Here is a 14,898-nt window from a genome sequence, read left to right as displayed (position 1 = left end):
ATGTCTACTGTCTTGTAGCATTTTTTTAACCTTGATAAGTTTAACAAATCGTATAAAATAGTTAAAAAGTCTTTAAAATTAAAAAAACGTATAATATCAAGACTTCAATGAACTGATACGATACGTTTTATAATGGGCAGATTTACTTAATTTTATCTTCAATTTTGATTTTGCTCACTCGAATCCTTCTTCTGTCTTTGAATATAGACTATCGATACCAACGAAAGAAAAATAACTCCAAGTCCGATAATCAAAAAGGAAGCTAAGTGCACACTTGGTAAAAATGTCATCACACCTTTCGCAATCGGCATAAAGAGAATCGCTAGTGTAAAAATGGTACTCAATACCCTCCCCAGATATTCTCCGTCAACTTTAGTCTGTACCTGAGTAAAGAAGTGAATATTAAAAACTGTCATAAATAATTCACAAACTAGGTTTCCGGAAAAAGTAAGAAAATTAGGCAGTGGTAAGCCCATCATGAAAACTCCTACTCCTGTGAGGATCAATAAGAACAAAAGTGTATTCATACTCGATTTAAATTTATTTGCTATCAGTGCTCCAATTATTGAGCCAATTGCACCCATGGTTAAGATAGTCGCATAGGCTCCTTCAACACCATAGAGTTTATTTGAAAAAGGGAGTAAAAATTCAAAGGCCGCAAAAAAGAAATTAACGCTGGAAGCCACTAACAAGAGAAAGAAAATTTCTTTTTGATGCCTGATATAGTGCAAGCCATCTTTGATATCTGCAAAAATATCTTTCCCGGTGAAACTCTTCTGCTCTTGAACCTTTGGTTCTTCTTTTGGAAGTAAAGCGACTAGAGCAAAAGCAATGAAAAAAGTCAGAGCATCTAGTAAGAGCGTCATATGAAGACTAGCAAATTGTAAAACAAGAAAAGAAAGCACAGGAGAGCTAACACCTACAACCTGCAAAACTAACTCTAAGCGTGAATTGTAGGTCACTATCTCGTCTTTTTCTACAACTTCTGTGATAATAGCTTTATTGGCAGTTCGAGAAAATGCAAAGGCAATGGCTTGAACAATATTAGCAAAGATCAAAGCTCCAATCATCCAGTTATCATTTCTGATAAAAGAAATGGCCAGACAAAGAATCCCACATACCAAGTCTGTTGTCATCAAAATCTTGCGACGAGAAAAACGGTCTGAAATGACTCCGCCAAAGGGATTTACGAGAATAGATGTGACGAGCTCAGAAATCTGATACATTCCTAAAACTGTCTGTCCGATAGTTCCCATGGAAGCCAACCAGACACTATTCCCATAATCATAGAGCATATTCCCTATCTTGTTAACAGCTCCACGGCTAATCAACTGTACTGCATAGCGATTCATATAAAAACTCCTCTCAAATTTTGAAACTATTGTATCAAAACTGAAAGGAGCTTTTTATTTTTTCCCTTATTTGGGAAAATTAATCTTTGACAAATTTTTCATAGTGTTCCTGATAGTAGGCTACTTGCTCTGGAAGACCTAGCACATCAAAAATATGCATGGCTTCCTGCATTTGTTTACAACCTTCTTCTTTTTGCCCCTTCTGATAAAGAGCAAATCCTTTAAGAAAGTGGAATACATTACGCTCATAGAGTTTGATGCTCTTACCTATGATCTTCTCTGTATAAGCTTCAAAGTAGCTGGCATATTCAAAAACAAGATGTTCTAAACAATGCTGGTAACAATTAAGAGCTAAAATCAAGACCAGTTTTCGATGGCGTCCAATTTCTTTGTAGAAATCCTCCCTCTCCATCACTTCTCTACCAAGTCGAGCAACATAGTCCACATCATAAAAGCTATAGAGATTGCCAAAGAGAATCAACTCATACATGGTCCATTCATCTGTTTGGAAAAGATAATCTGCCACCTTATCCAAATCACCTTGCTCCATACTAAAACTAGCATCTCTTTGACAAATCAGACCTTGTAACAAAATCCAGTTCAGTTCAAAATAGAGGGGATTTGTTGAACTCTTAGCTTTTTCAAGTTGTTCTTCTTGAAGCTTTTGAAAACCTGCAATATCATTTGAGTAGTAAAGTGGAATAATCTGAGCCATCAAGCCGACATGTTCATGATGTTGAAAATTTCTAGTCTTATCCATAAAATTCTCAATCGTCACGTGAATATTATCTAATATTTCAAAGAAACGAGATGCAGCCAGATCCGACTCCCCCAATTCAAATCGGGATAATTGGGAGGTCGAACAGGCCTCTCCTGCAGCTTCTTTTAGAGAGTAATTTTTACTGATTCGAAATTCACGAAAAACTTTTCCAAGATTTTCCATCTTACACCTGCTCCGACAATTCTTCCCACTCCAGCATAGCATCTTCCTGGCGCTGGCTAATCTTATCGAGTTCTGCTTGCAATTGCATGAGTTCATCCGCATCATTGGTGGTATGCATTTGTTCAGAGATTGCTTGGGTTTGAGTTTCCAGTTCTTCGATTTCTGTCTCAAGACTTTCGATTTGTCTCATCAATTTACGAAGTTCTTTTTGACTTTCCTTTTGAGCTTGGTAGTCATTAACTGGAGAAACTTCTTTTTCTTGGTTAACAGCTGCCACTTCTTCCGCTTGACTAGCTACTAGCTCTGCCTTTTTATCAACATAATAGTCATAATCACCTAGATAAAGGGTTGATCCATTCTCAGATAATTCCAGCACATGAGTGGCTACACGGTTGATAAAGTAACGGTCATGGCTGACAAATAGAAGAGTCCCATCAAAGTCAATCAGTGCATTTTCCAAGACTTCCTTGCTATCGATGTCTAAGTGGTTTGTCGGCTCATCGAGAATCAAGAAGTTATTGTTTTCCATGGAAAGTTTAGCCAGAAGCAAACGCGCTCGCTCACCACCTGAGAGCATTCCAACAGATTTCTTAACATCGTCACCAGAGAAAAGGAAGGCACCAAGGCGATTACGGATTTCAACTTCAGGTGTCAATTTAAAATCATTCCAGAGTTCGTCTAGGACTGTATTGCTCGGTGTTAACTTACTCTGAGTCTGGTCATAGTAACCAACCTCAACATTAGCACCAAAGCGCTTTTCCCCCTTGATAAAGGGAATCTGGTCCACAATGGATTTTATAAAGGTTGACTTACCAATACCATTAGGACCAACAATGGCAATAGCGTTCATCTTACGAAGATCAAGGTTGATGGGTTCTGATAAGATTTCACCATCATAGCCAATAGCAGCATTTTCAACTGTCAAAACGACATTACCAGATACTCTATCAGAATGGAAGGTCATATTAGCTGATTTCTTGCCAACTTCAGGCTTATCCAAGCGCTCCATCTTCTCCAGTTGCTTGCGTCGAGATTGCGCTCGTTTGGTTGTCGATGCTCGGACAAGATTTCGGTTAACAAAGTCTTCTAAGGCAGCAATTTCCTTCTGTTGCTTTTCGTAGTTTTTGGCTTCAGTTGCGAGCTTCTGCTCCTTCTGCTCCACAAAGCTTGAGTAGTTTCCTACATATCTGTCCAAAGAATGTTTTGTTAAGTCGAGTGTTATGGTCGCAACCTTATCGAGGAAATAACGGTCATGGCTGACGATAATGAGGGCACCGCTATAGTTTACAAGGTAGTTTTCTAACCAGGCAATGGTTTCAATATCTAGGTGGTTAGTCGGCTCATCCAAGACCAAGAGATTGGGCTTTTCAAGGAGCATTTTTGCAAGGGCTAAACGGGTATTTTGCCCACCAGATAACTCTGCAATTTTCATCTGCCACATAGACTCGTCAAACTTGAACCCATTCAAGATAGCACGAATATCAGCTTCATAGGTAAATCCTCCAGCCTGACGAAAATTTTCTGATAGGCGATCATAGTCTGACATGAGTTTATCTAGTTCTTCACCAGTCTTTTCCCCCATCTCCAACTCCATCTGTCGAAGTTGTCTTTCAGTACGACGCAAGTCATCAAATACATGAAGCATTTCATCATAGATGGTATTTTCAGACTCAAAGCGACTATCCTGTGCTAGATAAGAGAGGGAAATATCTTTTTTCTTATTGATTTCACCAGTGGTTGGCTCCTCTTCTCCAACCAATATCTTGAGCAAAGTAGACTTCCCAGCACCATTTTTCCCAACTAGGGCAATACGGTCTCTTTCATCTACTTGTAGGTTTATATTATCAAAAAGAACCTCTCCTGCAAAAGAACGTTCAATTTTATTAGCTTGTAAAATAATCATACAGTTAGTATAGCATGTTTCTCTAAGCCATTCAAGACTTGTGGTTTAGCTCTATTTCATAACTTTTTCAGAAACTCATGCTAACGTTTTACTAAAACTTCAAATCGTGATATAATGTAAGCGATTAGATTATATATTAAAGGAGATTTCCTATGTCTTACCAAGAAAACTACCAAAAATGGGTTGATTTCGCAGAACTTCCAGACTATCTTCGTCATGATTTGGAAAATATGGATGAAAAAACTAAGGAAGACGCATTCTATACAAATCTTGAGTTTGGTACTGCAGGTATGCGTGGATTGATTGGTGCTGGGACTAACCGCATTAATATCTACGTTGTTCGTCAAGCAACTGAAGGTTTGGCTCGTTTGATTGAGTCAAAAGGTGGAAATGAAAAAGAACGTGGTGTTGCGATTGCCTATGATAGCCGTCACTTCTCACCTGAGTTTGCCTTTGAATCTGCAGCAGTTCTTGCCAAACATGGTATCAAATCTTACGTATTTGAAAGCCTTCGTCCAACTCCAGAACTCTCATTTGCAGTTCGTCACCTCAACTGCTTCGCAGGTATCATGATTACTGCTAGCCACAACCCTGCTCCATTTAATGGTTACAAGGTTTACGGAGAAGACGGTGGTCAAATGCCTCCACACGATGCTGATGCTTTGACAACTTACATCCGTGCTATCGAAAATCCATTTGCAGTTGAAGTTGCTGATGTGGAAGCTGAAAAAGCATCTGGTTTGATTGAAGTCATCGGTGAAGCTGTTGACGTAGAATACCTTAAAGAGGTTAAGGACGTAAACATCAACCCAGCCTTGATTGAAGAATTTGGTAAAGACATGAAGATTGTCTATACACCACTTCACGGTACTGGTGAAATGTTGGCTCGTCGTGCTCTTGCTCAAGCAGGATTTGACTCTGTTCAAGTCGTTGAAGCTCAAGCAACTCCAGACCCAGACTTCTCAACTGTTAAATCTCCAAACCCAGAAAGTCAAGCAGCCTTTGCTCTTGCAGAAGAACTTGGTCGCCAAGTAGGCGCTGATGTTCTTGTTGCAACTGACCCTGACGCTGACCGTGTTGGTGTTGAAGTTCTTCAAAAAGATGGTAGCTACCTTAACCTTTCAGGGAACCAAATCGGTGCCATCATGGCAAAATACATTTTGGAAGCCCACAAAAATGCTGGGACACTTCCAGAAAACGCAGCTCTTTGCAAATCTATCGTATCAACTGACTTGGTAACTAAGATTGCTGAAAGCTACGGTGCAACTATGTTCAACGTCTTGACTGGTTTCAAATTTATCGCTGAAAAAATCCAAGAATTCGAAGAAAAACACAATCACACTTACATGATGGGGTTTGAAGAAAGCTTCGGTTACTTGATTAAACCATTCGTTCGCGATAAAGATGCAATCCAAGCAGTTCTTGTCGTTGCTGAACTTGCTGCCTACTACCGCTCTCGTGGTTTGACACTTGCTGATGGTATCGAAGAAATCTACAAAGAATATGGCTACTACGCTGAAAAGACTATCTCTGTTACTCTTTCTGGTGTTGACGGTGCTGAACAAATCAAAGCGATTATGGCTAAATTCCGTAACAATGCTCCAAAAGAATGGAATGCAACAACTATCACTGTCGTTGAAGACTTTAAAGCACAAACATCTACTGCCGCTGATGGCACTGTAACAGCCTTAACTACTCCTCCAAGTGATGTGTTGAAATACACACTTGCTGACGGTTCATGGATCGCCGTTCGCCCTTCAGGTACAGAACCAAAAATCAAGTTCTACATTGCAGTTGTAGGTGAAAGCAACGAAGAATCACAAGCTAAGATTGCTAACATCGAAGCAGAAATCAATGCTTTTGTAAAATAAAGTCCTATAAAAGATGAGACCAACCAATCTCATCTTTTTTTCGTATCAAATCTAAGCAATTTTAGAAACTTTATGGCATACTAGACATATCAATGAAAGCGAGGTAATCTCATGGAACAATTTTTAGATAATATCAAAGATCTTGAAGTCACTACAGTTGCGCGTGCGCAAGAAGCTCTTGATAAAAAAGAAACTGCAACCTTCTTTATCGGTCGTAAAACTTGCCCTTATTGCCGTAAATTTGCTGGTACATTGGCTGGTGTGGTGGCTGAAACCAAAGCTCACATCTACTTCATCAATAGCGAAGAACCAAGTCAACTTGAAGCTTTACAAGACTTCCGCTCACGCTATGAAATCTCTACTGTACCAGGATTCGTCCATGTTGCAAATGGACAAATAAATGTCCGTTGCGACTCTTCGATGTCAGCTCAAGAAATCAAAGAATTTGCTGGGTTTTAAAAGGCTGGGTGATAATTCAACTTTTTGAAATTATACTCAAATTAAAATCAAAGTTCACTTTTTTGTTAACAGACTTGTTTAAGAAATATCGTAGTCCAAGTATTACCTTGGAATTTTACCAGCTAATCAATGTACTCTACTGTATTCTAGAATATCAACGAAAGGTTTTTATCAAAAAATATAATATATCTGTTTGCTCGGTGAAAATTTCTGCTCTTTTTGATTTTAATTGAGTATTAATCTAATAAGTATATTCACGATAAAACGCATAACATCAGAGCGGTAAACACCTGATGTTATGCGTTTTTAGGATTACGAAAACTTTTTTGAACCTCGTATTATCAAAATTAAATTCTGTTATCTTGAATTCCACAATAGAACAAACGACATTAAATTTTAAATAATGTTATTACAAAAAATAAACTATCTATAATTAGCATTAAGAGTCGTATTCTCAAGTGTATTCTCAAGTTTTTTAAAGTTTGTCCCATAAGTAATGTTTTTCCGCCAATTAGTTTTTAGTATATTTCCTTCAATTGAACTAAAACTATTATTTGGTCCACCAACAAAAATCCTAAATTCTCTTTGATTTTTATAAGAATCCTCCTTTGCCAGTAATAAATAATTGGGATCTTGTTTAATTTGATTAATGGTAAAGGGATACTTATCCCTCGTATAATACTCTATTGCACCGTAATTAAGATTGGGATACTTTTGAAACAGTTTACCTAAAAGATTTGGTGGCAACATTATCCAAGGTCTTTCTTCCCCATTTTCATCATAGGCTATACTTCCTCTTTCTGAATCTCTTTCTTTTAAAGATTCCAAAAACTCCGATTTTAATTTTCTATCTTGTGTTACATCATTCTCAGTAATCATAACAAAACAGCATATCTTCCAATTAGCACTATCACTTTGAAACTTAATATTAAGTTTATCAAATTCATAATGAGTTTTTGATTTGTCTTTTTTTTATAAACTTCAGGATAAATAACAACATCACTATCTGGGAAGAGAGTACTCATAATTGATTTCACCCTATCCTTTTTAACTAAATCTCTTTCTTTTAAGGAATATAGCATTGCAGAGTTAATTATAATTTCTTCAGAACTTTTATATCTGATTCCAATAGGATTTACCATTGAATATCTTGGATTAATAGTTACAGAACTTCCAACTACTTTTAAAAATTCAACTCTTTCAGCACTTCCTTCTTTTGCCATCTGTGCTTTTGTACCATTTTCACCAAACCATGAATAATTTGCAAAAAACAGCTCACCGTCTATCAATTTTTCAAAATGATTTTTTTTACAACCTTTTTCAATTTTAAAATCTGAAAATTTTAAAAACCCTATTACTTTTACCATTTTTTATATTTCCAGTCTATATCTCAGTCAGTGGTGTTGCGGTGTCTGGTGAAGTATCGTAAACTTGAAAGTCTACTCCAACTCCCAGATCTGCCTGAGCTAACTGATTGACCATGGTCATATGAGCCAGCTCCTTGATATTATTTTCCTTAGACAAATGGCCTAGGTAAATCTTCTTGGTACGATTACCTAGTGTGCGAATCATGGCGTCTGCTCCATCTTCATTTGAGAGATGTCCAAGATCAGATAGGATGCGTTGTTTGAGTCGCCATGCGTAAGATCCTGCTCGGAGGATTTCCACATCATGATTGGACTCAATCAAGTAGCCATCTGCATTCTCGATAATACCAGCCATACGGTCACTAACATAGCCTGTATCTGTCAGCATGACAAAACTCTTATCATCCTTCATAAAACGATAAAACTGGGGCGCAACTGCATCATGACTCACACCAAAGCTCTCAATATCGATATCACCAAAGGTTTTGGTTTTCCCCATCTCGAAAATATGCTTTTGCGACGAGTCAACCTTACCGAGATACTTACTATTTTCCATAGCCTGCCAAGTTTTCTCATTGGCATAAAGATCCATTCCGTACTTACGAGCCAGGACGCCCACACCGTGGATATGGTCTGAATGCTCATGCGTTATCAAGATAGCATCCAAATCCTCTGGTTTACGATTGATTTCACTCAAGAGGCTTGTAATTTTTTTGCCAGATAGTCCCGCATCTACTAAAATTTTCTTTTTTGGTGTTTCCAAGTAAAATGAATTTCCACTGGAACCCGACGCTAAAATACTGTATTTAAAACCGATATCACTCATTCTAGTCTTCTACTTCATCCTCCCAAATCTCTTCTTTCACGGCATCCTTATCGTATGGAAGTACGATAGTAAAAGTAGATCCCTTGCCATATTCACTCTTAGCCCAGATAAATCCCTTATGTTGCTTGATGATTTCCTTGGCGATAGCCAATCCTAGTCCTGTTCCTCCTTGGGCACGACTTCTAGCCTTATCAACCCTGTAAAAACGGTCAAAAATCTTCGGTAAATCTTCTTTAGGAATCCCAAGCCCTTGGTCCGAAATTGATAAAATCATCTGATCATCAGTTGTTTTCATGCTAACCGTAATTTTCCCACCATCTGGTGAATATTTGATGGCGTTATTCAGGATATTGTCAATCACCTGGGTCATCTTATCCGTATCAATCTCAATCCAAACAGAAGTAATCGGATAATCTCTCACCAACTCGTACTTCTTCTCCTCATCTTGACTTTTCATTTTATCAAAACGATTAAGGATAAAGGTGATAAAGGCCGTAAAGTTTATCAACTCAACATCTAAGTGACTAGTTGCGTTATCAATCCGTGATAGATGCAAGAGGTCCGTCACCATCCGCATCATACGGTTGGTTTCATCCAAAGAAACCTTGATAAAATCTGGAGCAACTGGTTCTGTCAGCGCTCCTTCGTCCAAGGCCTCAAGATAGGATTTTACACTGGTCAAAGGTGTACGCAACTCATGACTAACGTTCGAAACGAAAAGCCTTCTCTCACGTTCTTCCTTCTCTTGTTCAGTCGTATCATGTAGAACTGCTACTAAACCAGAGATAAAGCCAGACTCTCTACGAATCAAGGCAAAACGAACGCGCAAACTGATATATTCGCCATTAAGATTCTGCGAATAAATCATCAGCTCAGGGCTCTGAGTAATAAGTTCTCTCAGCTCATACTCTTCTTCAATCTTGAGTAACTCTAAGATATTTTGATTAAGAGCATCATCCCTTTCAACTCCAAGTTGTCTCTTGGCCATGTCATTAATCATGATAATCTGACCACGACGATTGGTCGCAAGCACTCCGTCTGTCATGTAGGACAGGATACTATGCAACCTTTTACTCTCTTGTTCCAGATTTTCTTGAGTCAGACGAATGACTTCAGACAAATCATTAAGATTGTTAGTGATATTAGTTATCTCTGAGCTTCCTTGCATATCCAAAACCTGAGAATAATCACCATCAATCAAATCTTTTATTTTCTGATTGATCTGCCTCAAACGAATATTATCACGACGACTCTCAAGCAAGAGAAAAGACACTAACAGAATAAAGCCAATTAAGATGAGGATAAAGATAAAGTCGCTCGTCAAAATTGTTTGTCTAATTACTTCAATCATTATTTCTCATATAATATCCTACTCCACGACGAGTTAGGATGTATTCAGGTCTGCTTGGTGTATCTTCAATCTTCTCACGCAAGCGTCGAATGGTTACATCAACTGTACGGACATCTCCAAAATAGTCATATCCCCAAACGGTTTCAAGAAGATGTTCTCGGGTAATAACTTGTCCAAGATGAGAAGCTAAATGATGCAAGAGTTCGAATTCACGGTGGGTTAGGTCTAACTCTTCACCATATTTCTTAGCCACGTAGGCATCTGGTAAAATCTCCAAATCGCCAATCTGCAGACTTTGTAATTTCGTTTCAGGTTCTTGGCTATCAACTGAGACAAGATCTGTACGACGGAGAAGAGCTTTAACACGGGCCTGTAGTTCACGATTTGAAAACGGCTTGGTTACATAGTCATCCGCCCCAAGCTCAAGCCCGATAACCTTATCAAATTCGCTATCCTTTGCTGAAAGCATGATAATGGGAACACTACTTGTCTTACGAATAGTTTTTGCGACCTCAAGTCCATCAATCTCTGGAAGCATCAAATCCAAGATAATAATATCTGGTTGCTCAGCTTCAAATTGTTCAAGTGCTTCACGACCATTAAAAGCAGTTACAACTTCATAACCTTCCTTGGTCATATTAAATTTTATAATATCTGAGATGGGTTTTTCATCATCTACAATTAGTATTTTTTTCATTTAGTCACCTTTTTCCTTATCTCATTATACCAAAAAAAAGTAAAGAAGACACGCAAGACCGATGCTAGCAGCTTCTTTTCAAGTAGGCTTGCCAAATCTTTTGCTGAGGTTTGGCTAGGGGATAATTGCTAAATTCTTCTGGACTTAGCCAAAGGACTTCTCTATCTGCATATTCCTTTGTCTCAGCAACTCGGCCTGCAATTATCTGGATATGCCATTTACGATGGCTGAAAATGTGCTTGACCTCTTCAAAACGTAGATCTTGCCACTCAACTTTAAGATCATAGTCCTGTTCAAAACTCTCCTGTGGAGATGGTCCCAGTTCTAGAATCGGCTCCGCTACTTGACTAAAAAGGTCCAAGTCCTGAGTCTGGTCTGAGAATTCATCAACTTCAATCAAAGGAAAATGCCAAAATCCAACCAAGAGATTTTCACTCTCATTCTTCTCTAATAGAAACTGCCCCTGACTATTTTGCACTACAAGAGCCTTTAGATAAATAGGGATTGGCTTTTTCTTTGGAGCCTTAATGGGATAGCGATCCATGGTCCCATGTTGGTAAGCAGCACTGAACTCCTTAACAGGACTCTCTTCTGGTCTTGGATTAACAGGAGCCTCAATATCTGAACCTAAATCCATCAAAGCCTGATTGAAATCACCTGGACGATCAGGATCTATCAGAACTTCCATCATAGCTTGAAATATTTTTCGATTGCTAGGATTTCCAATATCATGATTTACTTCAAACAAACGTGCCAAAACGCGCATGACATTGCCATCTACTGCAGGCTGCGGAAGGTTAAATGCAATACTAGAGATTGCACCAGCTGTATAAGGACCAATCCCTTTTAAACTTGAAATACCTTCATAAGTAGACGGGAACTTGCCTTCAAATTCACTCATAATCTGTTGAGCGGCTGTTTGCATATTGCGGACACGAGAATAATAGCCAAGTCCTTCCCAGGCTTTTAATAAGCGATCCTCAGGAGCATTTGCTAAGCTCTCAACAGTCGGAAACCAGTCTAAAAAACGTTCATAATAGGGAATGACGGTATCAACTCGAGTCTGCTGCAACATAATTTCAGATACCCAGATATGATAAGGATTCTTACTCCGTCTCCAAGGTAAATCACGCTTGTTTTCGTCATACCAAGCTAATAATTTTTGACGGAAAGAGAGAATCTTGTCCTCTTCCCACATGGTCACACTATATTTCTCCAAATCTAACATATTTCTAGTATAGCATAACCTTTTAGGATACTCAAAAAATCAAGATAGACATTCAATAAAACAAAGACTAAAAGGAAGAAAAAGGAAATCTAAAGATTATCTTGTTTAAAATTTGAATAAACATATAGTTTAAAAAAGTTTATCAGAGTCTAGGATGTCCGGAAACAAAAGTAGAAAAGATTTATTCTATTCATAATACTCTAATTTTTATATAGCTACTTGTCAGTTTTAATTTAAAAATGTTGATTTAAGTTAAATATAGTGGATTGAAATAAGATATGAATAGAGAGGTTAGGAAAGTCAAATAAATCTCTAAAAATGTTTTAGAATTCGTAGCGTACTATTCTAAGTTCATTTCACTATCATTTCTAACAATGTTTTAGAATCCATATCGTACTATTTTAGATTCACTCCACTATCCAAAAAACTATCGTAAACATGTAAAAAAGCAACGGCAAAAACCGTTGCTTTTTTTAGGAGATACGGACTATTATCCCAGACTCCTTTGTCTTCAATCTGAACTTTCAGATTTTTTGATCAGAATAATCAAATTACTGATTAGTTAGAAAGCTTATTCTTCATCATCACGCTTACGACGTTTAGCTACTAATCCTAATCCTGTTAGACCTGCTACAGCTCCTAGGAGCAGATTTGTAGCCGAAGTTGCTGTTCCAGTATTTGGAAGTTGCTTACGTGTCTTAGTTGTATCAGTTTGAGGTGCTTGACTAGTCGAATGAATCACTGACTGGCTTACGCTTACTGATAATGATAGTGATTGCGATACTGATGTGCTAATTGAATCCGATGTAATCACACTATCGATATCTAAACTATCAAGTGATAAGCTCTCTGGCATTCCCTTACTTGTAACAACAGATGTGCTTGCTGACTCTGAGGCGCTTGTGCTTGCTGATTCTGATGCACTTGTTGATGCGGATTCAGAAGCTGATGTGCTTGCTGATTCTGATGCACTTGTTGATGCTGACTCAGATGCTGATGTGCTTGCTGATTCTGACGCACTTGTTGACGCTGATTCAGAAGCTGATGTGCTTGCTGATTCTGATGCACTTGTTGATGCTGACTCAGAAGCTGATGTACTTGCTGACTCTGACGCACTTGTGCTTGCTGACTCTGAGGCAGACGTTGACGCTGATTCTGATGCTGATGTGCTTGCTGATTCTGACGCACTTGTGCTGGCTGATTCTGACGCACTTGTTGACGCTGACTCTGAAGCTGAGGTGCTTGCTGATTCTGACGCACTTGTTGACGCTGATTCAGAAGCTGATGTGCTTGCTGATTCTGATGCACTTGTTGATGCTGACTCAGAAGCTGATGTACTTGCTGACTCTGACGCACTTGTGCTTGCTGACTCTGAGGCAGACGTTGACGCTGATTCTGATGCTGATGTGCTTGCTGATTCTGACGCACTTGTGCTGGCTGATTCTGACGCACTTGTTGACGCTGACTCTGAAGCTGAGGTGCTTGCTGATTCTGACGCACTTGTTGAGGCTGACTCTGATGCACTTGTTGATGCCGACTCAGAAGCCGATGTGCTTGCTGATTCTGACGCACTTGTTGATGCCGATTCAGAAGCTGATGTGCTTGCACTTGTTGATGCTGACTCAGAGGCACTTGTTGATGCCGATTCAGAAGCCGATGTGCTTGCTGATTCTGACGCACTTGTTGATGCTGACTCTGAGGCGCTTGTTGACGCTGACTCAGAGGCACTTGTTGATGCTGACTCTGACGCACTTGTTGAGGCTGATTCAGAAGCTGATGTGCTTGCTGATTCTGATGCACTTGTTGATGCCGATTCAGAAGCGCTTGTGCTTGCTGATTCTGACGCACTTGTTGAGGCTGACTCTGATGCACTTGTTGATGCCGACTCAGAAGCCGATGTGCTTGCTGATTCTGACGCACTTGTTGATGCCGATTCAGAAGCTGATGTGCTTGCTGATTCAGAAGCCGATGTGCTTGCTGACTCTGACGCACTTGTTGATGCTGACTCAGAAGCTGATGTACTTGCTGACTCTGACGCGCTTGTGCTTGCTGATTCTGACGCACTTGTTGATGCTGATTCAGATGCTGATGTTGATGCACTTGTTGAAGCTGATTCAGATGCTGATGTGCTTGCTGATTCTGACGCACTTGTTGATGCCGATTCAGAAGCGCTTGTGCTTGCTGATTGACTTGCGCTTGTCGATGCGGACTCAGACGCTGACGTGCTGGCTGATTGGCTTGCACTGGTTGATGCTGACTGGCTAGCTGACGTACTTGCGGATTGACTTGCACTGGTTGACGCTGACTGGCTAGCTGATGTGCTGGCTGATTGGCTTGCACTTGTCGATGCTGACTGGCTAGCTGATGTGCTTGCTGATTGACTTGCGCTTGTTGAAGCTGACTGGCTAGCTGACGTGCTGGCTGATTGGCTCGCACTTGTCGATGCTGACTCAGACGCTGATGTGCTGGCTGACTGACTTGCACTTGTTGATGCTGATTCAGATGCCGATGTACTTGCTGATTGGCTCGCACTGGTTGATGCTGATTCAGAGGCACTTGTGCTTGCTGATTGACTTGCGCTTGTCGATGCGGACTCAGACGCTGACGTGCTGGCTGATTGGCTTGCACTGGTTGATGCTGACTGGCTAGCTGACGTACTTGCGGATTGACTTGCACTGGTTGACGCTGACTGGCTAGCTGATGTGCTTGCTGACTGACTTGCACTTGTTGATGCTGATTCAGATGCCGATGTACTTGCTGATTGGCTTGCACTGGTTGACGCTGACTGGCTAGCCGATGTACTTGCGGATTGACTTGCGCTTGTCGATGCTGACTGGCTAGCTGATGTGCTGGCTGATTGACTGGCGCTTGTTGAAGCTGACTGGCTAGCTGACGTGCTTG

The 14,898-nt window shown here is 39.8% G+C and carries 12 protein-coding genes and 1 pseudogene; 2 read left to right on the top strand and 11 right to left on the bottom strand.

The features are described 5' to 3' along the window. Nucleotides 1-158 precede the first annotated feature (158 nt). The 3 genes from QM917_RS03120 to QM917_RS03110 form a co-directional block, all read right to left on the bottom strand. On the bottom strand, nt 159-1,352 hold the full coding sequence (locus tag QM917_RS03120) for an MFS transporter (RefSeq protein ID WP_414284790.1): 1,194 nt from the start codon (nt 1,350-1,352) through the stop codon (nt 159-161). A gap of 79 nt (nt 1,353-1,431) precedes the next feature. Next, on the bottom strand, nt 1,432-2,295 hold the full coding sequence (locus QM917_RS03115) for an XRE/MutR family transcriptional regulator (protein WP_414284789.1): 864 nt from the start codon (nt 2,293-2,295) through the stop codon (nt 1,432-1,434). A gap of 1 nt (nt 2,296) precedes the next feature. After that, nucleotides 2,297-4,198, bottom strand: coding sequence for an ABC-F family ATP-binding cassette domain-containing protein (locus tag QM917_RS03110; protein ID WP_414284787.1), 1,902 nt, complete (start codon nt 4,196-4,198; stop codon nt 2,297-2,299). Between the two features lie 152 nt (nt 4,199-4,350). Between QM917_RS03110 and QM917_RS03105 the strand changes: the two genes are divergently transcribed. Further along, entirely contained in the window at nt 4,351-6,069 is a 1,719-nt protein-coding gene (locus QM917_RS03105) for a phospho-sugar mutase (protein ID WP_414284786.1), read from the top strand. Between the two features lie 111 nt (nt 6,070-6,180). Beyond that, complete coding sequence (locus QM917_RS03100; RefSeq protein ID WP_414284785.1) at nt 6,181-6,528, top strand: GxGYxYP domain-containing protein; 348 nt, start codon at nt 6,181-6,183, stop codon at nt 6,526-6,528. A 423-nt stretch (nt 6,529-6,951) separates the two neighbouring features. Here the strand turns inward: QM917_RS03100 and QM917_RS03095 are convergent, their stop codons facing one another. From QM917_RS03095 to QM917_RS03060, 8 genes and pseudogenes are all read right to left on the bottom strand, one after another. Next, nucleotides 6,952-7,407, bottom strand: a complete 456-nt coding sequence (locus QM917_RS03095) for a hypothetical protein (RefSeq protein WP_414284783.1) — start codon at nt 7,405-7,407, stop codon at nt 6,952-6,954. Further along, a complete protein-coding gene (locus tag QM917_RS03090; protein WP_414284781.1) occupies nt 7,404-7,895 on the bottom strand; it encodes a hypothetical protein in 492 nt (163 codons plus the stop codon). The genes QM917_RS03095 and QM917_RS03090 overlap by 4 nt, the downstream gene beginning before the upstream one ends. 16 nt (nt 7,896-7,911) lie before the next feature. Further along, nucleotides 7,912-8,721: an MBL fold metallo-hydrolase gene (locus tag QM917_RS03085; protein WP_414284779.1), complete on the bottom strand. Its 810-nt coding sequence runs from the start codon at nt 8,719-8,721 to the stop codon at nt 7,912-7,914. Between the two features lies 1 nt (nt 8,722). Beyond that, complete coding sequence (gene vicK / locus QM917_RS03080; RefSeq protein ID WP_414284777.1) at nt 8,723-10,072, bottom strand: cell wall metabolism sensor histidine kinase VicK; 1,350 nt, start codon at nt 10,070-10,072, stop codon at nt 8,723-8,725. Continuing rightward, on the bottom strand, nt 10,065-10,769 hold the full coding sequence (yycF, locus tag QM917_RS03075) for a response regulator YycF (RefSeq protein ID WP_075231732.1): 705 nt from the start codon (nt 10,767-10,769) through the stop codon (nt 10,065-10,067). Before yycF ends, vicK begins: the two co-directional genes overlap by 8 nt. 64 nt (nt 10,770-10,833) lie before the next feature. Beyond that, the gene (gene mutY, locus QM917_RS03070) at nt 10,834-11,997 is read right to left on the bottom strand and encodes an A/G-specific adenine glycosylase (protein ID WP_414284776.1); all 1,164 of its coding nucleotides are present in this window, start codon (nt 11,995-11,997) and stop codon (nt 10,834-10,836) included. 571 nt (nt 11,998-12,568) lie between these two features. Next, entirely contained in the window at nt 12,569-12,811 is a 243-nt protein-coding gene (locus QM917_RS03065; protein ID WP_414284879.1) for an LPXTG cell wall anchor domain-containing protein, read from the bottom strand. 141 nt (nt 12,812-12,952) lie between these two features. Beyond that, nucleotides 12,953-14,898, bottom strand: a pseudogene (locus QM917_RS03060) (hypothetical protein); the annotation flags it as partial.

The organism is Streptococcus infantis (assembly GCF_047460685.1).
In the GTDB taxonomy this organism is placed as follows: Bacteria; Bacillota; Bacilli; order Lactobacillales; family Streptococcaceae; genus Streptococcus; species Streptococcus infantis_AD.
This window is presented reverse-complemented; position numbering and strand designations above follow the sequence as displayed.